The organism is Dyadobacter fanqingshengii (assembly GCF_023822005.2).
GTDB lineage: Bacteria > Bacteroidota > Bacteroidia > Cytophagales > Spirosomataceae > Dyadobacter > Dyadobacter fanqingshengii.
This window is the reverse complement of record NZ_CP098806.1, coordinates 807,111-829,612: the sequence shown is the minus strand read 5'-3', so window position 1 is coordinate 829,612 and position 22,502 is coordinate 807,111. Positions and strand designations below refer to the sequence as shown.

The 22,502-nt window shown below is 47.3% G+C and carries 12 protein-coding genes; 1 reads left to right on the top strand and 11 read right to left on the bottom strand.

Translation table 11 applies throughout. The annotated features are described in order from the left end of the window. Nucleotides 1-72 precede the first annotated feature (72 nt). From NFI81_RS03400 to NFI81_RS03390, 3 genes are read right to left on the bottom strand one after another with little or no spacing between them, the layout of a single operon-like run. Complete coding sequence (locus tag NFI81_RS03400) at nucleotides 73-1,728, bottom strand: sodium:solute symporter (RefSeq protein WP_234614209.1); 1,656 nt, start codon at nucleotides 1,726-1,728, stop codon at nucleotides 73-75. 16 nt (nucleotides 1,729-1,744) lie between these two features. Next, on the bottom strand, nucleotides 1,745-2,977 hold the full coding sequence (locus NFI81_RS03395; RefSeq protein ID WP_234614210.1) for an enolase C-terminal domain-like protein: 1,233 nt from the start codon (nucleotides 2,975-2,977) through the stop codon (nucleotides 1,745-1,747). Next, nucleotides 2,967-3,767, bottom strand: a complete 801-nt coding sequence (locus NFI81_RS03390; RefSeq protein WP_234614214.1) for an SDR family NAD(P)-dependent oxidoreductase — start codon at nucleotides 3,765-3,767, stop codon at nucleotides 2,967-2,969. The genes NFI81_RS03395 and NFI81_RS03390 overlap by 11 nt, the downstream gene beginning before the upstream one ends. 267 nt (nucleotides 3,768-4,034) lie before the next feature. On the opposite strand from NFI81_RS03390, the gene NFI81_RS03385 reads away from it, so the two are divergent. Continuing rightward, nucleotides 4,035-4,931, top strand: a complete 897-nt coding sequence (locus tag NFI81_RS03385) for an AraC family transcriptional regulator (RefSeq protein ID WP_234614215.1) — start codon at nucleotides 4,035-4,037, stop codon at nucleotides 4,929-4,931. An 84-nt stretch (nucleotides 4,932-5,015) separates the two neighbouring features. On the opposite strand, the gene NFI81_RS03380 is transcribed toward NFI81_RS03385, so the two are convergent. The 8 genes from NFI81_RS03380 to NFI81_RS03345 all read right to left on the bottom strand — a co-directional run bounded on the left by NFI81_RS03380 (nucleotide 5,016) and on the right by NFI81_RS03345 (nucleotide 22,501). Further along, entirely contained in the window at nucleotides 5,016-8,186 is a 3,171-nt protein-coding gene (locus NFI81_RS03380; RefSeq protein WP_234614217.1) for a glycoside hydrolase family 92 protein, read from the bottom strand. A gap of 17 nt (nucleotides 8,187-8,203) precedes the next feature. After that, complete coding sequence (locus NFI81_RS03375; protein ID WP_234614219.1) at nucleotides 8,204-10,363, bottom strand: FN3 associated domain-containing protein; 2,160 nt, start codon at nucleotides 10,361-10,363, stop codon at nucleotides 8,204-8,206. 108 nt (nucleotides 10,364-10,471) lie between these two features. Continuing rightward, a complete protein-coding gene (locus NFI81_RS03370) occupies nucleotides 10,472-11,932 on the bottom strand; it encodes a DUF1501 domain-containing protein (protein ID WP_234614220.1) in 1,461 nt (486 codons plus the stop codon). A gap of 17 nt (nucleotides 11,933-11,949) precedes the next feature. Next, nucleotides 11,950-14,271, bottom strand: a complete 2,322-nt coding sequence (locus tag NFI81_RS03365) for a PSD1 and planctomycete cytochrome C domain-containing protein (RefSeq protein ID WP_234614222.1) — start codon at nucleotides 14,269-14,271, stop codon at nucleotides 11,950-11,952. Nucleotides 14,272-14,583: 312 nt separating this feature from the next. Then, nucleotides 14,584-16,449: a RagB/SusD family nutrient uptake outer membrane protein gene (locus NFI81_RS03360; RefSeq protein ID WP_234614223.1), complete on the bottom strand. Its 1,866-nt coding sequence runs from the start codon at nucleotides 16,447-16,449 to the stop codon at nucleotides 14,584-14,586. A gap of 14 nt (nucleotides 16,450-16,463) precedes the next feature. Continuing rightward, nucleotides 16,464-19,631 carry a SusC/RagA family TonB-linked outer membrane protein gene (locus NFI81_RS03355; protein ID WP_234614224.1) on the bottom strand — a complete coding sequence of 1,056 codons (3,168 nt, stop codon included), beginning with the start codon at nucleotides 19,629-19,631 and terminating at the stop codon, nucleotides 16,464-16,466. Between the two features lie 320 nt (nucleotides 19,632-19,951). Continuing rightward, nucleotides 19,952-20,683 (bottom strand): GntR family transcriptional regulator, encoded by a 732-nt coding sequence (locus tag NFI81_RS03350; RefSeq protein WP_234614225.1) that lies wholly within the window; start codon nucleotides 20,681-20,683, stop codon nucleotides 19,952-19,954. 66 nt (nucleotides 20,684-20,749) lie between these two features. Further along, entirely contained in the window at nucleotides 20,750-22,501 is a 1,752-nt protein-coding gene (locus NFI81_RS03345; protein ID WP_234614227.1) for a class I mannose-6-phosphate isomerase, read from the bottom strand. Nucleotide 22,502: the final 1 nt, after the last annotated feature.

The window sequence follows — 22,502 nt, the reverse complement described above, 5'->3', positions numbered from 1 at the left end:
GACTAACCGCATAAAAACATGGATAATACGATTATTTAGATCACCCTTTTCGACGATTTAGAAAGTCATTTTCTATCGAAAAAACCAGAACAAAAAACACATGATGACAGCCAGGAGCAGCGACAGCGTTTTGTAATTTCCCAGTCCTTTCCAGCCGGGCGTTTGCAGGGATTCAAGTGGTGACTTCCAATAAAGTTCGAGGCTTTCGGAAGTGTGGCGGACGGGAAATATGAAGGAGAAAATAACCTGGATCAAAACGCAGAAGCAAAACAGATAGAACGCCATCATCATGAAAGGAATCTGACCGACCAGTGTTTCAGGATATAACTTGTTCACTGTAAATACAATGAAACCAACCGCCGACCCTATCCAAAGTGTGAATTTGGACGATTCCGCCGACGCTTTTTTCCAGAAAATTCCCAATAAAAAAACGCAAGTGATAGGCGGTGCAATGTGCGCGATAATATCGTTCAGACCATTAAAAATACTTTCATAGCTATTTAAAAGCGGTAATGTGGCCAGCGAAACGATTAATGCGACGCCCGCCGAGATCTTACCAACTCGGATGAGCTGCCTGTCCGAAGCGCCGGGCTTGCGGCGCCGGTACAAGTCGTAGCTTACCAATGTGGAAATGGAATTCAGCGCTCCGGAAATCTGGCTCATCAAGCCCGAAAGCAATGCGGCGACCAATATACCGACCAGGCCTTTTGGCAAAAGCTGGGTGATCATTAATGTATAAATTCCTTTACTGTTCACGACTGTTTTGCCTTCCGAAACAGTTTGCAAAGCCGAGATATCAAGCCCGCCGGATTGTGATAATGTATAGGCAAAAAGACCGGGCAGCACGAAAATGAAAACGGGCAGGATTTTAATAAAACCACAAAACAGCGGCCCCATGCGTGCATGGTTTTCATCTTTCGCGCCTAGCACACGCTGGACAATCGTCTGATCCGCACACCAATACCAGATCCCAAGAATGGGGTAACCCAGAAACACCGCATACCAGGGCATGCCGCTGCTGTCACCATGCGGCCGCATCATCGACAGTTTTTCGAGCTGGTCTGTCGCCTGTAAAACATGGACCATCGGTTGCCAGCCGCCCATTTTGTTATAAGCCGCCACACTAATGATCAACGCGCCGAACAAGAGCACGATGGTTTGAATGGACTCGGTCACCACCACGGCTGTAAGTCCACCCACAATGGTGTAAATGGCCGTAATGATGGAAATGGCGATGATACTGGTGTACATATCCACGCCAAATAACGTTTGCAGCACAATGCCGCCTGCCAGCAGTGAAAATGAAATGTGTACAATAACGGCCGACACGACTGAAATAACAGCCAGCCAGTCGCGGCTCGCGCGGTCGTAGCGTTTTTCCAGAAAATCGGGCAGCGTGGAGACGCCGGAGCGAATGTAAAATGGCGCGAAGAACAGGGCGAGCAGGATCAGAATGAATGCGGCCATCCATTCAAAATTCCCGTTTAAAAGCCCGGTGTCAAACCCGCTTTGGGCGAGGCTTACCAGGTGCACGCAGGAAATGTTGGTTGCAAACAAAGCCAGCCCGATGGTGGGCCAGCGCAATGTTTTTCCAGCCAAAAAGTAGGCGCCCGCCTCATTAGCACCGCCTTTCGATTGTTTTTTATGTTTCAATCCGGCCCACAAACCGATGACAAAAATCGCCGTAATGTATAATGCGCTGATTGTGATATCGAGGGTGTGGATCATAGAGAATAAAGATATGCTAGTTACGTAAAGCGATCAGATCGCAGCTGCTGCCTGGTTCCTGCGGTGTTTCGTAAACGCCGTTTCGAATGCGGGCGGGATGGACAAAATGTTTCTGTAAATGCGGAATATGCTCCAAAAATAACGCTTCATGCCCCATTGCAATGTGATTATACAACACCAGATGCTGATGCAGCTGTCCCATATCGCCTACGTGCGGGACTACGGGAATGCCAAATTTTTTACATAATAAACTGATTGTCAAAAACTCGCTCACTCCCCCAACCCGCACGGCATCCACCTGGATAAATGCGGCCGCATTGGCTTGCAGGTAATTTTTGAAGATGACCTTATTAGGAACATGTTCACCCAATGCTAGTTTTACGGGCGCAATTTGCCGGGCTAATGTCTGGTGTGCCAGCACATCATCGGGGTGCGTGGGCTCTTCGATCCAGTAGGGGTTCATGGTCGCCAGTTGCCTGCAAATCGTGATCGCATTGGGCAGGTTCCATTGCTGGTTGGCGTCGAGCATTACTTTTACACTTTCCCCCGCAACCTCCCGCACAATGTGCGCCCGGCGAATGTCACGCTCAGGGTCAACTGAGCCTACTTTCAGTTTCATCGCCGTAAAGCCTTCTGCTAGTGCTTTTTTACAGTTTTCACGCACTTTTTCGTCAGAATAGTTGAACCAGCCTATTGACGTGTCATAACCCGGGTAACCCGTTTGTAAAATGCTTTCGCGGCTTGCTTTGCCCGCCTGCTCCTGTGTTAATAAGCTTAGTGCCTGTTCTTTGGTCAGCTCATCTTCGAGGTAAGAAAAGTCCAGTGTATTAATGATCGCTTCCGGCGAAAGGTCAGTCAGGAGCTTCCAGAGCGGCACGCCGCGTTTTTTGGCCCAAAGATCGTAACATGCATTGGTTACGGACGCAAGCGCCAGATGCACAACGCCTTTGTGCGGCCCCAGCCAGCGAAATTGCTGATCATCCGCCAATTGCCTGAATAATGTTCCAAAATCGGCCATCATTTCCTCAATATCTTTACCCACAAGCTTTTGCGCATAATATTGCGCAGCCTTGCACACCAGATCGTTGCCTTCGCCCAATGTAAATGCGAAGCCCGTTCCGGTTATGCCGCTGTCGTCTATCAGTTGGGTAACGGCGTAGGAGTAGATGGGGTCGCGGTGAATGGCGTCGCTGCCTGCGCTGCCATCGAGCTGGTAACGGGCGTCTTGTACGGCAATTTTATAGATCATGAAAATGGTTCTGTTTGCTGGAAAGCTTCTTATAACCCAGTTCTGCACCGCCACTGACTGGCAGGATACAGCCGGTCACAAAACGCGCCATGTCCGAAATCAGGAACAGGCAGGCGTCGGCGATCACGTCGCCTTCGGGGCAATAACCCAGCGCGTGAATGTTGTTGAGATATGCTTCTGCGGAATCGGGATCGGGCTGTTGCTGGCTCCATGCGCGCAATAGCGGCGTGATCACCCCTGCCGGCGCCACTGCATTCACGCGGATCCCGAAAGGCGCATAATCCAGTGCCATCGACTTGGTCAATGCATTCACAGCTCCCTTGGTAGCCGTATAGGCCGCATGGATCTCCTGCCCTATTTCTCCCACCAGACTTCCCGTGTTCAGAATGTTCCCGCCCGACTTTTTTAGCGCATCGATCCCATGAAAAGTAGTATGATAAATCCCTCCTACATTGACTTCAAACAGCTTGTGCCATTCTTCATCGGACGTTTCGTGCAAGGCTTTGGATGGATTGGAGATGCCTGCATTATTGTGAATCACGTCGATCTTACCAAAAATTTCCAGACAATGCATGATGGCATACCTTACCTCGCGGGAACTGGACACATCTGCAAGAACAAACTCCGTAATCCCTTCACTCAGCTGCAATTTGGCGTGTGAAATGCTTCGCGGATCGTTGCTGATAATGCAAAGGTTCGCCCCTGCCCGTTGGTACACTTTGGCACACTCGAACCCGATCCCCTCGGTCCCTCCCGTCAGAAAAACGACTTTATCGGCTAATAGCAACATATAACATGGAATGTGTAATCATCATAGCGAAACTTTGGAAACTTAATAGGCATATCCAAAAGTCAAAAGTAGAATAGCAAAAACCTGTTACATATAGCACATTCACTTATTTTCATGGAGAATTCTACGATTGCATATTTTAGTTTATAGTATATTTTTATAATCAAAACCATATTCTTTTTAAATATTTACCTAAAATTGGCTATTATCGCACTTTCTAAAAATGCATGATGGAAAATACGATTAAAAAACCTGCGTCCAATGAGTATGAGTTTTAAACGACGGGATGGGTTTGAGGGGGAAAAGCTGATCAGTCTTCCGCCGGGGATCCTGCGTGATGTTGTCCAAAAGAATCCGGCGTTGTTTCAGCTCTATATTACCCACATCGGCTATTTTCCAAAAGCCCTATTCCATTATCGCGAGCGGCGCAAGGGCTGTGAGGATAATATTCTGATCTATTGCATTCAAGGGAAAGGACATTATGTGATTGGCGATAAAAAGTTCGAAGTTTCAGCCAATCAGTTCATCCTGCTTCCAGCCACCGACCATTACATCCGCTACTGGGCCGATCATGAAGATCCGTGGACAATTTATTGGGTACATTATACGGGTCCCGCCATTCACAGTTTTAATCAGTCTTTGCAGATCACGCCGCAGAAAGGACCGGTTAATCTCATTTTCAATGACAAAACCCTGGACACCTGGCACCGTCTTTACCAAAGCCTGGAAATGGGTTACAGCCTGGAAAACCTGGCCAATGCAACCATGTGCCTGCAATATTTTATGGCTATGTTCCTTTATCCCGACAAACATCTGATATCCGAAAACACAGCGAAACCGGATATTGTAACCGAAACAATCACGCATATGCGGCTGCATCTGGATAAAAAACTTTCCGTGGAAGACATGGCCAAAAAGCATCAGTTATCCTGCTCGCACTTTTCCATGTTGTTCAGGAAGGGCACGGGCATGGCACCGGTGGATTATTTTATCCATTTAAAAATGCAAAAGGCTTGCCAGCTGATCTATACCAATGAGGGCAAAATAAAAGAAATCGCAATGAGCCTGGGCTATGACGACCCTTTTTACTTTTCCAGGGTTTTCAAGAAAAACATGGGCCAGTCACCCGAGCAATACAGGTTAACAGCCAAGAAAGTAGGATAATATGACGCTTGTTAGTCTGTCAGTTACTATGCCATTAGGTAGCTTTACCGGATCCTGTAAAGTCTTAACGCAGTGATTAAAAACTTAGTCGACCTTCGGAAATTCCCCTATTCCCCATTTGGTATTGGGAGTTGGACCCATCTCTAATACCAGCGAACCGCCTTTGAGGAGGTCGGAAGCTTTAAACCAGAAGTTTGTCAGCGGCTGGCCATTCAGCATTGCGCTCTGCACGTAAACGTTTTTTCGGGATGTATTTTTGGCTTCTATAGTAAATGTTTTGCCTCTGCCAAACTGTTCGCCGAGGTTAATCACCGCCTTTTTGAACATGGGACTTCCGATTTCATAGATCGGGTCCACGCGCGTTCCACCGTCTGTCTGAAAGAGTCCGAGCGTGGTCATCACAAACCAGGCACTCATCTGCCCCTGGTCTTCATCGCCCAGATAAGCATTGGAAACCTCATGTCCGTAATAGCGGTCCACAACGGACCGGCTCCATTTTTGCGTCAGCCACGGTTTTTTTACCCAATTAAAAAGAAATGCGAAATGCATGGACTGCTGGTTTCCCTGCACGACGGGGTAATCCCAATATTGATCATTCGGACCGTTGTATCGCCATTTTACGCTTTCATTAAAACCCCAGTCCAGTCTTTTCACAAACTCGCTTTCTCCCATCGTTTTGGCCAGGCCTGGAACATCCTGAGGAACAAAAAAGGTGAGCTGCCAGGCATTTCCCTCCACATAATGATGGTTTGCGCCTGATTTGAAGGGATCGAATTCAGCCAGCCAATTTCCTTTTGCATCTTTCATCCGGGCAAAGCCGGTTTTGGGATCAATCACATTTTTCCACCATTGGCCCCTTTCACCGAATTTCTTATAATCATCTTTTTTGTTCAAAGCTTTCGCGAATTGAGAGACGGTATAATCGTCAAAACTGTATTCAAGGGAATTTGAAAAGCGTCCTTCGTCATAAGGCACATACTGGTGTTTCAGATATGTTGTCAGATCCTCATTGCCGGCACGTCCTCCACCCACTGCCTCGGCGGTTGTGGTTTGCATTTTGTGAACGGCCTCGTAAGCTTTGTTGACATCGTAATCGCGGATCCCCATTTGGTAAGCACCTACAATCAGCGGGACTTCATGCTCAGCCACCATCACCGGAATATATTCCATACCCGCGGGCCCTTTCGCCAGCCAGCCGCCGCGATCGTACATCGCTAGTTGTGATTTCACCCATCTGTTCGACCATTCGGGCGTAACCAGGTTCCAGAACTGGTTGAGGTTCCAGAAAGTATTCCAAAAAGCGTCACAGCCCAATGCTACGTCGTCTTTATTTTCGAATTTGTTAACAACCTCATCGGCATCCCGCCAGCTGCCGTCCACATCGCTGAATGCATTCCTGCTCGCCAGTGACCGATACATATTGGTATAAAATCGCTCTTTCTCGCGTTTGTCATTGCTCGATATGGCTACGCGGCCCAGCAGTTCATTCCATACTTTTTCCTGATTTTCCCTTACTTTATCAAAATCCCAGCCGAACGGATCTGAGAGTTCTGTTTTCAGATTTAGTGCGGCATTTTCAACGCTTACGTATGAAATCCCGGTCCTTACCTGCACGACGCGATTTGCTTTTGTATCGAATTCAAAGAACATTCCCGCATTTTTGGCGCTATCTGCCAAGAGATTGGTTTGTTGCTTTACTTCATCATTGAGCCAAACTCCGTGATTTTTAATAGGTTGGTCAAATTCAATCACAAAATGCACTTTGTACTGTTGATCGATCCCGCCCGACCACACATCATTTGAGAGCTGATCACTAAACCCTTCAACGCGATTTGCGCTAACTTTGTCAACTTTTATATTTTTCAATTTATACCCATACTCTGTCGGAATTTGCAAATCGACCATTATACGGCCGGTTTCACTGTTGTTATAAGTGTACTTTTGAAAAGATGCGCGCGTTGTGGCAGTCAGTTCAGCCGTGATGTTAATGTCCGTCAAATTCACTTTATAGTAACCCAAAGGCGCCTCTTCCGAACGCTTGTCAATGCGCGAACGGTAGCCTTCTCCTGGTTTATTCTGGTCACCTATCTTAATTTCCAATGGGCCCGCGGTGGGAAAAATGCCCAGGCCTGTCATGGTCCATTCATGAATGTGGCTGAATGTGCCAATGGATTCAAAAGTTGGGTCATATCCCGCCTGCCAGCCGTTATTCTGGTTATCCGGGCTCAACTTTACCATGCTGAAAGGCATCCAAGGGCCAGGTGCGATCATCCATCGGGAATGTCCCGCACCCAGCATGGTGTTGACATAACCTGCCGGCGTTTTGAGCTTCTTTTTAGTCCTTTCAATTTTGCCTGAACCAATGAGTTGTTTATCAGCAAAAACCTGGAATGTTCCTGACGCGGATTGTGTAACCGCAGGCATAGGCGCTTCCAATATGTAGCGATCCTTTTCTATTTTTTGAGTGAAGATCAGTTTATTGTCCAGCTTCACCTCAATGACCGGTTCGCCCCGCAGCTGGGTAACGTCTATCAATAAAGGTTGAACCTGCTTTCCCCCGACATTCAGTTCATAGTCGGCCGCACTTACATTTCTAAGCAATGCGTTACCGGAAACCGCGAGCGTAGCCTGGGCCGGGCCTTCCATTTTCACCTGGTCAAATGCCAGCCAGCCACCTTGCAGGGTTGTCATTATAATTTCATTAACGCCTGTTTTGATCAGCTCCGAGGGAATTTCAATGTTGACAAGCTGCTCTTTCGGGCTGGCCTGAAACTTGTCAGGATCTTTGAAACCGGATCCTTTTGCCAGCTGAAAGCCCCACGATCGCCCATTGATCGAAACTTTAAAAAAGGGGGCAGACAGTGAATCGGTATCCAAAACATCCACGACCAGCTGCCAATTACCGGAGGCCGGTTTGCTTTTAATATCAAATAGAACGGTGAGAAAATGAGACCTGATCCCGGAAGTGCCGCCCGTTCCGCCCCAGCCATTTACGGGCCCCGGCAGCACGTAAGGCCAGTTCTTTTGCATATCGGATTGGCCGATGAGAAAGAAATTATCCTCATACCCGAAATCATTTTCCAGAAAACGCTTGAACTGATCAGGCGCCAGGGCGAAACCGACGGGGGAATTATCGGCCTCTCCTATCTTCCAAACCGTTTTTTGCTGGCCATAAGTCTGTTGAAATACAAAAAGCAGCAACACTAGAAAGGAAAACATTCTTGCGACAAAACGGAAACCGGCCTGTTGGAACATTGCGTGTTTGGATTATTTTAATTTACGAAAACCTCATCGACAAATACCCACGCCTTATTGCCCTTACCTGTATGCCAGGCGGGCAATTTGGTTAAATGTTTGGCGACCACTTTCATACAACTTACTTGTTGCGCTTCAAATGCTGCTTCAAACAGCATACTTTCTACGCCCGGAATATCTTTTGCCGGCATTTCCGGATTAAGGACTTTCAGCAGTTTCAGAGATTTCTCATCAGCCCCTCCCCACACCTCTATACGCGTAGGCGGAAAAATAGAGCCGCCCAGATTTCTGAGCATACTGAGCGTGACCCGGCTCGCCCGCACCGGCTTTTTGAAGAATAAATAACTCTGAAAGTCCTCGTTGTAGCCGAGCCACTTTCCACTGTTCTGCTCGTTTTCGCTTTTTATGCCGTCAATGAGCGTTGCGCCGGCCTTGCCTGCGTAACGCTGATCGGCCGGTTTCGCCAGTCGGACGCTGTCGACGTGCAAGCCTGCTATGAAGAACATTCTGTTTACCGGTTTGCTGCCATACCATCCCTCTTTGTAAGCCCTGGCTTTTAAAAGCGTGTTTTTTGCAATGGGAATTGGTTTGTTATAGACGAGTGAATTGATGCTATCGGGTTCGGAGCCGTCTAATGTGTAACGAATGATGGTTTGTGGGATCTGATGTTTCATGGAAACCAATCCGTCGGCTGCCAGAATCTGGCTTTCGTTTACAATGGTCGGCGGGGAGAGTGGTAGAATGACCGTGTCACTTCGAAAACCGGTTTCAAAGGCTATTTTCTGACCTTTTCTTAATGCAGCCAATTCACTGGTGCTTAGCCCGGTGCTCCAAATAAACACTTTTTTTAAAGAAGGAAATGTTTCCAGTGACTTCACTTGAGCCATTTTCACGGCTGTTCCGCTCAGGGACAATTCTCTGAGCTTTTCCAGTTTTTTTAGTTCATTCAGCGTAGAACCGGTAATGTCTGTGAAGTTCAGGATCAGCTTGCGTAATTCGGGGAATTTGGCGAGGGTTTTCAAGTCTCCATCTTTCAATGGCATTTTGCTCAAATCCATTGAAACAATCTGATCTTTGAGGGGCATTAACCCCTCTATTTCTTCACTTTTGAAGTTGGCACTGTTATAAAAATTCACATACAACGCAGGAGATTCTGCCGATAGTGATTTGATCAACCGATAAGTGGAATTCAGTTTTTTGATCTCGTCAGCATCTGCTGCGCTGAAATCGTATTGCTCCTCGGTGCGGTTGCCGCCTAAGATCTTTTGCGCATACGCATATACAGGATCCTGACCTGAAAGCGAACTGACTTTCAGATCGAAACGGGAACCGGCCTTCACCCACGCAGCCAGCAACACCACTTCCTCCTCGGTCAGCTGGACTTTCCCGCGCGGCGGCATGTGTTTTTTGTCGTCCAATGGCAAATGTATTCTGCTGATGAGCAAACCCAGATCTGCTTTGGTCGTATCCCACAGAACGCCATTTTTGCCACCTTTCACTAGCAATGCCTGCGTTTGCATTTGTAAGTTTCCCTTCGATTTTTCTTCATTATGGCAGGAAAGACATTTTTGCTCAAATACCGGTTTCACCAAATGTTCATAAACCTGCGCCTCTTCAAATGCAACGCTGGCATTTTCCACTTCGGATGGCCCGAGTGGTGAGATCAGGAAATCTTCCCCGTGCGTTAAATTCCCTCCCAAATGTCCGCCTACGAAGAGTACCAGCAGAAATGCTACTGCAACGAACTTTGAAGATATTTTCCAGGGCATCAGTGACTTTCGCATTCCATACCAGGCGAGGCTCATCAGGGAAATGGCCACGCCCAACCATTTATGCCAAAGTAATGTGCCGGATTCGTAACCGTCTTCTTTGGATAAAACAAAACCGGAAAATGCCGCGACGGCCGCAGTTAAAGCACCGATTACCAGCAAGGTATCCGCAACATCCGCATTCCATCGCGTTGACTCCGGTTTTTCGATGGTTATCACCCAAATGCTGTACAGGATTAAAACGACGAGTGGAAAATGCAAAACGAGCGGATGCATTCTCCCCATGGCCTGCATCCAGAATGGGACCTGAAAGCGGTTTTCGAAGATCAAAAGGAAAACTAATAATCCATTCAGAAAGAAGGCAATGTTAAAAATCAGCCCTTTCCAATCTGACACGTATTGGCGCATTTGTTTCTTTATTTTTTTGCCACGAATGCACCGTGCGGCGAACCGTTGATGTATTCATGTCTATCCGCGGTCCGCCGCGCGGTGCATCCGTGGCACCAAACATTGGTACTAAGCAATAATCCCTTTCACAAGCTTCCCAGCCACGTCCGTCAAACGATAACGCCGGCCCTGGTGCTTATAAACTAATTTTTCATGATCCAGGCCCAGCTGATTGAGTATCGTCGCGTGAAAATCGTGGACGTGTACCGGGTCTTTTGCAATGTTGTAACCAAATTCATCCGTCTCACCGTAAACGATTCCGGGCTTTACACCGCCTCCTGCCATCCACACCGTAAATGCTCTCGGATGATGGTCGCGGCCATAATTATCCTTGGTTAATGTTCCCTGGCAATAGTTTGTGCGGCCAAACTCACCTCCCCAGATAACGAGTGTCTCGTCCAGCAACCCGCGCTGTTTCAAATCCGTAATCAATGCTGCGGACGCCTGGTCCACATCGAGGCACTGGCCTTTGATTTCATTGGGTAGCCCGCCGTGACTATCCCAGCCCTGATGGTAAAGCTGCACAAAACGGACTCCCTGCTCGGAAAGCTTTCTGGCCAAAAGGCAATTGGCTGCGTATGTGCCTGGCACCAGACATTCAGGCCCGTACATTTTCACGATCGATTCTGGCTCCTTACTCATGTCCGTGATCTGCGGCACGGCAGTTTGCATCCGGAAAGCCATTTCGTATTGCTGCACTTTGGCCGTAATTTCCGGGTCACCGAATTCATCATATGTTCCCTGATTGAGCTCCGAAAGCTTATCGAGCATATTCCGGCGCTGCGTTCTGTCCATGCCGTCGGGATCGTTCAAATACAGAACAGGATTTTCGCCGCTGCTGAACTGAACGCCCTGATGCACCGAGTCCAGGAAACCATTCGTCCATAATTTGGAATAAACACCCTGACCATTTCCCTTACCCCGCGAAAGCAACACACAGAAACCCGGAAGGTTCTGGTTCTCACTACCCAAACCATAGCTCAGCCAGGAACCGAAGCTCGGCCGGTTACCCACCTGCGCGCCAGTCTGGAAAAATGTCAGCGCCGGATCATGGTTAATGGCTTCCGTGTTTAATGTTTTAATGATGCAAAGATCATCTACAATGCTCGACATATGCGGTAGCAGCTCGCTCATCCAGGCACCCGATTTTCCATATTGTTTAAAATTAAAAACGGAGCCCGCTAATGGAAATTTTGCCTGATTCGCCGTCATACCCGTCAAGCGCTGCGTTCCGCGAATGGATTCCGGCAGGTCTTGACCGTGCATTTTATTGAGCATTGGCTTGTAATCAAACAGGTCGAGCTGGGATGGCGCGCCGTTTTGAAACAGGTAAATCACCCGTTTCGCCTTGGGCGCAAAGTGCGGCAACCCGGCCATAATCGCATCTGAATTGACCTCTCCGCCGCTGCCTTTAAAAAGATCCGGGATCAGGAGCGAGCCCAATGCTGCGCCGCCAAGCCCTAAGCTCATTCTGGATAAAAAGTGCCTGCGGGTGGTATTTATTCCGTAATCAAAAACTTGCTTTTCCATGATTTTGAAGCTGTTTATCAGCCTTTTGTAATCGTTTCTTCCATGTTGTACAGTGTATTGATCACCCGCATGAGGGCGGCCGCCTGTACTTCGTTCACTTTCTCATTCCGCGGATATTCACCCACATTCAATACTCTGAAAGCATGTTTTTTATCCTTGGTAAATGTGGAAACTTCGCCATTATAATATTCAGTCAGCAGCTTCATTTCCTTTTCAGTTGGCTGCCTGCACACAATTCTCTGGAATGACTCCTTAATGTTGGTTTCAATGTTGGTTGATTTTGCAGTAAGCCTTTCTGCCAAAACCCGGGATGCTTCCAGCACGGTAGGATCATTCAGCATCACGAGTGCCTGCAATGGTGTGTTGGTTTTGGAGCGTTTGATTTCACAATGGTCCCGGTTACTGGCATCAAAAATGATCATCGACGGCGGCGGGACCGTCAGCTTGATAAATGTGTACATTCCGCGTCGGTATAATGCTTCATTTTTATCCTGCTGATATGTTTTCAGCGTGCCTCGTCCGGATGTAGCTGCTTCCCACAATCCTTTCGGCTGGTAAGGCTTCACACTCGGCCCACCTATTTTCGGAACAAGCAAACCGCTGGTAGACAGCACCACATCCCTTACCAGTTCGGCGGGAAGCCTGTATCGTGGCCCACGTGATAAATAAATGTTGTCCGGGTCCGCTTTCAGCTTCTCCTCAGTGATTTTAGCAGATTGGCGATATGTTGCAGATGTAACGATTTGTTTCACAAGCCTTTTAATATCCCAGCCATGGTTCATAAAATCGACCGCCAGCCAATCCAGCAACGCCGGGTTGGTGGGCAGATCGCCCTGCATGCCAAAATCGCCCGTACTTTTTACAATGCCCCTTCCCATGAATTCCTGCCAAACCTGGTTCACAAAAACACGGGCGGTCAGCGGATTGCTTTTGCTCGTTGTCCATTTTGCCAGGCCTAACCTCGTTTGGGGAAGTCCATTTGTATCAAATTTCATAACCGCAAGCAATGCGGATGCCGTTACTACACGACCGGGCGCGTCATATACGCCCCTGTTCAAAATATGCGTGGGCCTGAGCGTATCGCGGTCGCCCATCACAGAAACCATGAGCAGGCTCGTATCCGGCTTGTTGATAAATGTTAACAGCGACTTTGCCTCTTCATCCGAAATGCGGAGGATTGGGTTTTTGGCAGTCTTTGTACGCGAAATGTCTCCCTCGAAACCCAGTTCTTTGGAATTATTGAAAAACGCGAACAGACGATAATAATCTTCCTGCGAAATGGGGTCGTACTTGTGATCGTGGCACTGGGCGCATTCAACGGTGAGCCCCAAAACACCCGTGCTGTATGTTTTTGTTTTATCAATATTATACTCGATCCTGTATTCTTCGGGTATTACGCCGCCTTCTTCGGTGTATTTATGATTTCTAAAAAATGCGGTGGCCAGGATCTGTTCTTTGTTCGCATTGGGCAGCATATCACCGGCGATTTGCCAGGTCAGGAACTGGTCATAGCGCATGTTTTTGTTGAAAGCGCTGATTAGCCAGTCGCGCCACGGCCATTGCGTGCGGACTTCATCGTCCTGGTAGCCATACGAATCGGCATATCTTGCTACATCCAGCCAATAGATGGCCATTTTCTCACCGTAGGTTTTTTGGCGGAGGAGTTCATCCACCACTTTTTCATAAGCATTCTCACTTCGGTCAGCGGCAAATCTGTTCTGCAAATCCAGCGAAGGCGGCAGGCCTGTCAGGTCGAGCGAGACTCTTTTGAGCAAATGGCTTTTGTCTGCCTGCTCATTGGGGGCAAGCCCCGCTCCTTCCATTTTTTGTAAAACGAAATGATCGATTTCATTCTTAGGCCATTCTTTATCAGCTATTTCCGGAAGCGCTGGCAGTTTAGGCGCTGTAAATGCCCAATGTTTTTCATATTTAGCTCCTTGCTCAATCCATTCACGCACCAGCCCGATTTCATTTTCGCTCAGCAAGCCCAGGTGAGACTCAGGCGTGGGCATTTGATAGGCGGGGTCTACCGAAGTGATCCTTTTGTACACCTCAGATTGATCTGGCTTCCCCGGGAAAATAGCCACCCCTTTTCCATCTTTTAACTTCGCATAGGCACTTTCGGCTACGTCCAGCCTCAGTCCGGCTTCCCGCTTGCCAGCATCCGGGCCGTGGCAGGCGTAACATTTGTCAGACAGGATCGGACGAATGTCAAAATTATAGCTCACGAGCCCTTTATCTCCGCCTTTTTGCAGCGCATTGTTTTTTTGAAAACAGGAGACAACTACAAATGCAGTGAACCCGATCAACGTCAGGAAAAGGAAAAGCTTTTTTTTCATATTAAACCAAAACACATTAAAACTGCCGCTTAATCATTATGTCTGTACAAACTGGTTAGTAAATGCCGCTATCAGTTACAAAATATTGTTTAAAGGCAATCATTTAGCCGTATAGTGAAAATTCAAACGATAATACAATGATAACACAAATACTTTGTATATACAAAGCATAACGATCAAACTCAAAAGCGCGTGAATGTAAAGATCTCTTCACACCGGCTAAATGCAAAAAACCAATGGCGGAGCATTGCCCCGCCATTGGTTAAAAATACATTGCTTAATTTATATAACCTATCCTAAAAAGCATTGTTTTCAATAACCAGGGTTCTGTTTCAGAGCCCCGTTACTTTTCCGTATCTCCGTATTCGGGATTGGGAAAAGATAGTAGTAATCGCCTTTCCAGGGTTTTCTGACTTCGGCTTCTGGAATGACGCCATATGTGTAAGTCATTTTACCGAGAGCATCGCCCGGTTTGGCGCCGGTCCAGTCCATTGTCACTCTTGTGATCCCGCGAACCGCGATATCGACATGGCCGGGGGCCGCTTTCCAGCGCATCAAGTCGTAAAAGCGGGAATCTTCCAGGTGCAATTCAATAGCCCTTTCATTTCGGTAATCTCTAACCAATGCAGCTCCCGTACTTTTGATATCAGGCATGTTTACAGAAGATCTTTTCCTTACCTTATTGATATACTCCCTTGCTACTGCCTCGTTCCCCAATGCCATTTGTATTTCGGCATAGTTCAGGTAAAACTCTGTTAATCTCATGAACACGATCACCTGGTTGTAATCATTATCAAAGCTTGCGCGGGGACCTGCGAAGTCGTCTGTCTTTTTAAATGTATAACCCGTCTGAACGCGCCAATGGAAGGGCGTTAGTCCTTTTACCCAATAGGTTTTCGAATCCCGGCCGAAATCAAAAAGGTTCTGGCCATTTTTGGGATCCACCTTGTTGGGATTAATATATGGAGGCGCATTGTCGGGATTTGGATTTGCATCTTCCCAATATTCGTAATTCCGAACTGTGCTTTTTGAGCCGTCGATAATGTTCAACGGACCCGTACCCGGATAGATTACCGCGTCATAGAAGCGCGGGTCCCTGTTTTTCTCCGGCTTCTGAGGGTCATATCCCGAGGCTGCATTTACGGTTACACCATCGGCCAGATATGGATATTCCCCATTTTTCAGCTGAAACATATTTACGAAATTCTGGGTAGGCACGAGCCGCTGCTGGGCATCAAAGCCACTCGGCCAGTAATCGTAATTATAACCCCAGCCGGGTATCCTGGTCGCGGGTGTAAATGATTTACCAAAGATCGTTTCGTCTGTCTTCAATGGCCTCTTGAACAGTTCGGCATACTGCGGATGCAGGGTGAAACCCAGATCCAGTACGGCTTTGGTAGCTGCTTCGGCGGCTTTCCATTTTGCTAAATCTTTGGTAGGGTTATTCAATGGACTCGCCAGATACAACAACACTCTGGCTTTAAAAGCCAGTGCAGCGGCTTTGCTGATTTTTCCGGTGTTAACAGGCTGTCCTTCCAAAAACCCGATGGCAATATCTGCTTCACTCAATATGAATTGTGCGCATTCATCAAATGTATTTCTGGGCACATCGAAAGTCTCCGCATTCAGTTGGAAGCTGTTTTTGATAATGGGAACCCCACCAAATGTGCGCATCAGTTCGAAATACATCCACGCCCTTAAAAAGTGCACTTCCCCCTTCATCGGATCCAGCTTGTCGGCGGCGATGGTCGAACTTTCAATGTTCTCGAAAAACACATTGGCTTTTCTGATGAAACCGTATTCGTAGTCCCAGAGTGGAATGGGCGTAGGCATTTCTTTCGCAACCGCCAACAGATCATTCACATTATCGGGTGTTATATTCCCTTCCAGATAATTGCGGATCCCTGCCGACCGCTCGTGGGTTTCGGGCTGGTTCACGGCAATGTCGGTAAGGGCGTCGAATCCTCCAGTTCCTGGTGCCCAGGGCGGTTTTATGCCATTATAAATGTTATAAACGTAATTTTGCAAAAACACAGCGTCATTAAATACGGCTTCATCGGATATGGCATCCAGCGGCTTTTTATCCAAAACATTACATGACGTAGCAGTGGCAATAATCCCGATAAATGAGATGCTTAACGCCCTTTTTATCAATCTATTTTTTATTAAATATTTCATAGGTCGTTCTCAGATTAAAAAGTAAGATTAACTCCGAAGCTCATCGTTTTCATGTTAGGGTAAGCCCCCCCGTTTCCGCTCAGGAATTCGGGATCACCATTACCGAATTTTTTGAGTGAGTTGAAAATCATAAAGATGTTATCGCCCGAAACATAAACCCTGAAGGCAGCGATCTTGGCTTTTGAAAGCAGGCTTTTTGGTAACGTGTAGCCCAGCTGGACATTCTTCATACGCATCCAGGTCGCAGTACGATAGTAAAAGTCGCTATCCGAATTCGCGAATCCTGTTGGTGAAATCATCGGTAGTTCCGAATTCACATTGCCTAATGTGTAACTATTGAGCGCCACATATTCCAGTCCGTTACCGCCAGCGCCGGAGTTGAAACCATTGCTCAGCCGAAATTTTGCACCGCTTTGTCCTTGCAGCAACATGGCCAGGTCGAAATTCTTGTAATTCATACCAATGCTCAGTCCGTATTGCGTGCTTGGGAAAATGGTTGTGACTTCCAAGCCCGTAACAGGGTCCGTTGCTGTATTGTTGGTGGTATTGAACATATACTGGTCATTGCTGTCAATGATCTTATCTCCGTTCAAATCCGCAAAAATCAACCCGCCCAATGATGCGCCCGGATAGTTAACGCCATTGTCCAGATCTTGCTGCGTCCGGTAAATCCCAATGGATTTGTAGACCAGCCTCGATCCGAACGGCTGTCCTTCCAGCTTCTGATATTCTTCTGCCTGGGGTGTTTCGTCGAAGTAAATGATCTTGTTTTTGTTATAGGAGAAATTTCCATTGACCCGCACAGTAAGGTCCGAAAAATTATGTCTGTAACCTGCCTGAAGTTCGATGCCCTGGCTGTTCATCTTACCAATGTTTTCATCCGGCAAAAGCAATCCTGTGTAACTTGGAATTGAAGCCTGCCTTCTGCCCAGAATGTTGGAAGTTTTGTTCTGGAAAAGATCCAGTTCGAAGCTTAGCCTGTTATTCAAAAATGCCGCTTCCAAGCCAATATCCGTTTTTTCGCTCACTTCCCAGGTAATGTTAGGATTCGGCGTCGACTTCACTGCAATACCACGCGCATCCACACCATTGACTACCCAGCCTGCGTCGTATCCGTAGGCGGCAATGTATTGAAACGGACTAACCCGGTCGTTCCCCAGTTTTCCCCAGGAAGCCCTTAATTTTAGATTACTGATCACATTTTTTGGAATAAATGACTCGTTACTGATCACCCAGCCAGCAGATACCTGCGGGAAAAATCCAAAGCGCTTATCTTTTGGAAAGATCGGAGAACCGTCGTACCTGGCGCTGAAACCAAAGAGATATTTTTGTTTAAAATCATAGCTTAACCGTCCGAAAAAATTCTGGCGGGCCGATTCCGTAGCCGAACCGCTGTTGTTCCAGTTCAGGCGATTTGTGGTTCCGGCGAAAAGCTGGTCGATCAATGGGGAGTCGTAGCCCAGGCGCTGGGCCCAGAAGTTATTGTCATCGTACGTCATCTGCTCGTAAGCAACGAATGCCGAAAGTTTATGATCCTGCGCAAATGTCCTGTTGTAGGTCAGCTTTACGTTTCCTGTCGTGCGCAAACTTTGTCTGAAATCCTCCCGTAACCCAATATCTTCCACCGATCTGGATACTTTTTCTACAATGTTGCCATCAGGGTCTTTTTCGAAATAAGGCCATACATAATTGAATTGCTTGTCGTAACCGATGGTTTTAACAATAGATAAATAACCATCCAACCCAAGTCCCTCAACAAAAGGCATATTGTATTTGAACCGAAGCGTTCCGCTGGCCACATCGGCTTTGTACTTGCGATAACCAGGGCTGAGCAGACGGGCTGCCGGATTCAAGTGCGACCATCCTTCTCCCGGATACCGGTAATCCCCACCAATGTAAGCTTCCTGCAACGGGCTGGTGCTCGCCAGAGAACCCACTTCCCCGCCAGGACCGCCCTGTGGTGTTTGCGTTGCTTTCTCGCGGATCGACAAGTCAAGTCCTACTTCCAGGTCTTTTGTCACGGTCACATCCACATTACTTCTGACATTATATTGCCTGAGCTTGGATTTATTGTCGCCACGAAGAATTCCGCCTTGTGTTGCTGTTCCCAGCGACACAAAATATCTCACCCGGTCCGTTCCGCCGCGCATGGTCAGCGAGTATCTGGTTTGTCTTACCGGCGGGCCGATCAGCGCTTTCCACCAGTCTTCGGGTCTTCTCGTCCCGTTTCTGAATGACTCTACCAATGCATCCGGAAAGTCGGCAGGTGTTCCTTCGAGTGCCCTCCGGTCATTGAGCGCCTGCATATATTGAAATGCGTCGGCTGACTTCACCTTCATTGTGGGCGACTGCCAGGATTGTGTTGTAGAGAAATCAAATGCTGGCTTGCCAGTTACACCTCTTTTGGTAGTGACCAGGATTACGCCGCCCGCAGACTGCGCGCCATAAATGGCTGCTGAGGCATCTTTCAGTACGGAAATAGACTCTATATCATTTGGATCAAGGCGGTTTAGTCCGTCGGGATCTGCATTGGCAACCCCGTCAATTACAATGAGTGCCGACGTATTTCTATAAGTACTCGCGCCCCTTACCAGGATCTGCGCATCATCGAAACCCGGAGCAGCGCTTCTTTGTGTTACGTACACACCCGCCATCCGACCTGCAAGGGAATTGGATAGTGATGCCGCACTGGATTTCTTTATTTCGGCGCCCGTTGTTTGTACAACAGCATTGGTCAGTTCAGATCGTTTCTGGGTTCCATAACCGACTACGACTACATCATTCAGTTCCTGCGAAGAAACCTCCATTTTCGTGTCAAGGACAGCCTGAGATCCTGCTTTTAATTCCTTGGTAATGTAGCCAATGTAAGAGAAAACCAGCACGCTGTTCGCATCTTTTACCTGAATGGAATACTTCCCGTTTTCGTCTGAAACCACACCGTTCGTGGTGCCTTTTTCCAGTACGTTAACGCCGGGTATTCCCACATTGTTTTCATCCGAAACGGTTCCGGTAATGGTTTGTTCGGCCATGTGGCGAGCTCCTTTCGCGTTTTTTACAGAGCCGGATGCCTTAGGCAGCGGGATGCTGGCCTGCACGGCAGATGCCAGAAAGATTCCAAGCGCGAACCCCAGACAGGTGCTCAGCGATCTCCTCCCGTTTTTTGCAAGTAGTTTTGGTTTCATAAAAGCAGTTAGTGGTTAAAAGGCTTTTCTTCCCCGAAGCGAAGATTTAGGATTAATCAGTACGCAAAGCACTCTTTCTCAATACATTTTACATATGTACAAACATATAAACATATTTTTGAAAAACAAGGACTGCTAATATATTTTAGTGAAATAATGACATTTTACTGCCGTTGGACAAATCAGGCGAAGGCTGAAAGCTTTGTACGGGCAGTGTCGACGATGGTTTTAGCGAAAAGCCTACACATAGGCAACAGTAATCAAGCGTCACAATAACGCTATACTATAAACGCAGAATATTTATTGATTGGAGGTTACAATTACTCTCTTACGCTCTCAACGGTGTATACAAAACTATCGGCGCGGTAATAGCCCAGATTGTATTCAATGGGCCTGTCGCCCTGATCAAAAACAAAGCGTTTTCTGAAAAGTATCGGGCTTCCTACTTCCACTTCCAGCTTGGCGGCAATGAACTTGTCGGCAGCAATAGCCCCTACTTCTTCTTTGGAAAGTGTTGCAACAACCAGATGGTCTTTTTCAAGAATATCATAAAGCGGGCGTTTGAAATCCTCCTCGCCTGTGAGGCCTACCCGTGGATGGAAGTAGGAAATGAAGTAAACAAAAGGCCCTTCTACTTTACCCCTCAACCGTTCCAGTTTCAGGATCTTTTTAGAGGGATCTATATCAAAAAAATTGGCGGTTTTTTCATCCGGCGCCACCCAAGTCACATGCAGCTCAAAGTTTTTAACAATGATTCCCCTCGCATTCATCTCCTGCGTAAAACTAAGCCAGTTCTTTGATTTTGAACTAATTATGGGCTCAGCAACTTTGGTCCCTATCCCCTTTTTTCTGATCAATAATCCCTCGTAAACCAATTTGTTCAAAGCCTGTCTGAGCGTAGATCTGGATATGGCGAGCTGCTTGGCCAGCTCCACTTCGTTCGGAAGGAATTTACCATTCAAATGCTCGGGATCATTGATCATCGTACGCAGCAGATTTTCCGCCTGAATGTGTAAAGGAACCGGACTTTTATGATCTATGCTAAATTTCATGGTCGACAAATTGGATACAGAATCACAAAAATAGCAAATTCGGATGCCTTTTAAGCAACCGGATCGCTAAGTTCTGATGTATGCTTTCAGCGTTGCACATTTGTTTCCAACCGACTTCCCGTATGGTGTTATGGTGTAAACCGACACATCGGCAGGCACGATAAAGGTCTCGGCGTAATGGATCACATAAGGCTCAAAGAGGTTATCCGGGCTTTCCACAACCACTTCCCGGCCTTCTACCAGATTGACTACATTCAGATTTCCATGCGTGTAATGGGTCACTTTTGCATCGAACCAATGTCTCCTGGTTTCTATAAACTGCGTTTCGTGCAAGCCCGTGGACTCTTCTTTCACGTGGCCATTAAGCGAAATGCCGGTAATGTTGTTAAACAAATGCTCCTTTACCCATTCCTCATCCCGCGTATAATCTATCACGTTTTTGCCATGCTCGATATTGATCGGCCGCGGTTTGCCATCCATGCCCAGCCGACCCCAATCCCACAATTTGAAAGTAAAAATGTACGGAGTTGCCGAAATTTCCAGGACCACCGCATTCCTGCCTGAGCAGTGGATCGTCCCGGCGGGGATCAAGATGTGATCGTGCTTTTTGACGGACAATTTATTTACGTATTTGTCTGCGTCAAAGTCGGTTACTCCCTTTTGCGCATTTTCCAGGTCGGCAATCATCGCATTGGCATCCACATTCTTGTGCGTGCCCAAATACACGCACGCATCATCCTGTGCTTCAAGGAAATAGTAACTCTCATCCTGCGTATAACTCATCCCGAAATGCTCCTGAATGTAGGCCCGCGTGGGATGCACCTGCAAACTCAGATTGCCGCCTTCCATCGTATCCAGGAAATCAAAACGGATCGGAAATTCTGCGCCAAACTCGCCAAAAACCGCCTTCCCAAGCAGTGACCCTGGCCGGGTCAGCACAAGATTTATAGAGGGAAGCTCAAAAATATGTTCCCCGATTTTAAACAGCAGACTATTCTCTTCGGGAACACAGTCAAAACCCCAGGCGTAATTGATCTCATTGCGGTCCAGATCAGCGACTTCTTTCAGCCACTGGCCGCCCCAAGGCCCCGGATCAAAAAACGGAACGACCCTGAATGGCCGTTTAACGGTCTGATCCAGTCCTTTGCGATATATTTCCGCACCCAGCATTTTAGGCTCGTCGGCCTTGTTGGCATCCATGAAATAATCGATCTGGTCAAAAAATGCGAGTTTATGCCGGTCAAAAGCGCGCCAGTCGAGGAAATAGCCTTGTTTGTATTTCAATGCAAAACTTTCATCCAGATTGTTTACGCCAAAGTTGCCTACTTCATTGCGTTTCATCCTTTTCTGGATTTCCCAGCGCGCCAGGTCTGCGTAAATCAAAATATCCGCATCTGCAAAAAGTGCTGCTCCTTCGCCCAAAACCACTATGATTCCTGACTCAATTGCCCGAATTTGTTCTTTTTGCCTGTGTAATTTTTCCTGATCAAAAAAGTCAGCGATTTCCAAATTATTTATTTTACCAAAAACCGGATCATCTGTCACAAATGGAAACACCATTTCCTGAATGTTACCGGCATCTTTAAGGAAAGCACTCGTCTCAATCACTGCAACCGCTTCCACATGGTCCCCGATCGCACCCCGTATTTTTGAGGCATCCACACCATGATAAAGGTCCATGCAAATGATCGTCTTGTTTTGCTTTTTTAATTGGATAAGCCGGTTTATTTCAAGGAAAATGTGCTGCCAGCCAGCAAAACACAGTTCTGATGATTTACTAATTTCTACGTATGGAAACTTTTCGTAATTGGAATGCATT

What these genes read in the sequence shown, in the direction of transcription:
- NFI81_RS03380 (WP_234614217.1), bottom strand. Translation starts at nt 8,186, where the DNA reads ATGTTCCAACAGGCCGGTTTCCGTTTTGTCGCAAGAATGTTTTCCTTT.
- NFI81_RS03390 (WP_234614214.1), bottom strand. Translation starts at nt 3,767, where the DNA reads ATGTTGCTATTAGCCGATAAAGTCGTTTTTCTGACGGGAGGGACCGAG.
- NFI81_RS03345 (WP_234614227.1), bottom strand. Translation starts at nt 22,501, where the DNA reads ATGCATTCCAATTACGAAAAGTTTCCATACGTAGAAATTAGTAAATCA.
- NFI81_RS03375 (WP_234614219.1), bottom strand. Translation starts at nt 10,363, where the DNA reads ATGCGCCAATACGTGTCAGATTGGAAAGGGCTGATTTTTAACATTGCC.
- NFI81_RS03395 (WP_234614210.1), bottom strand. Translation starts at nt 2,977, where the DNA reads ATGATCTATAAAATTGCCGTACAAGACGCCCGTTACCAGCTCGATGGC.
- NFI81_RS03370 (WP_234614220.1), bottom strand. Translation starts at nt 11,932, where the DNA reads ATGGAAAAGCAAGTTTTTGATTACGGAATAAATACCACCCGCAGGCAC.
- NFI81_RS03360 (WP_234614223.1), bottom strand. Translation starts at nt 16,449, where the DNA reads ATGAAATATTTAATAAAAAATAGATTGATAAAAAGGGCGTTAAGCATC.
- NFI81_RS03400 (WP_234614209.1), bottom strand. Translation starts at nt 1,728, where the DNA reads ATGATCCACACCCTCGATATCACAATCAGCGCATTATACATTACGGCG.
- NFI81_RS03365 (WP_234614222.1), bottom strand. Translation starts at nt 14,271, where the DNA reads ATGAAAAAAAAGCTTTTCCTTTTCCTGACGTTGATCGGGTTCACTGCA.
- NFI81_RS03350 (WP_234614225.1), bottom strand. Translation starts at nt 20,683, where the DNA reads ATGAAATTTAGCATAGATCATAAAAGTCCGGTTCCTTTACACATTCAG.
- NFI81_RS03355 (WP_234614224.1), bottom strand. Translation starts at nt 19,631, where the DNA reads ATGAAACCAAAACTACTTGCAAAAAACGGGAGGAGATCGCTGAGCACC.
- NFI81_RS03385 (WP_234614215.1), top strand. Translation starts at nt 4,035, where the DNA reads ATGAGTTTTAAACGACGGGATGGGTTTGAGGGGGAAAAGCTGATCAGT.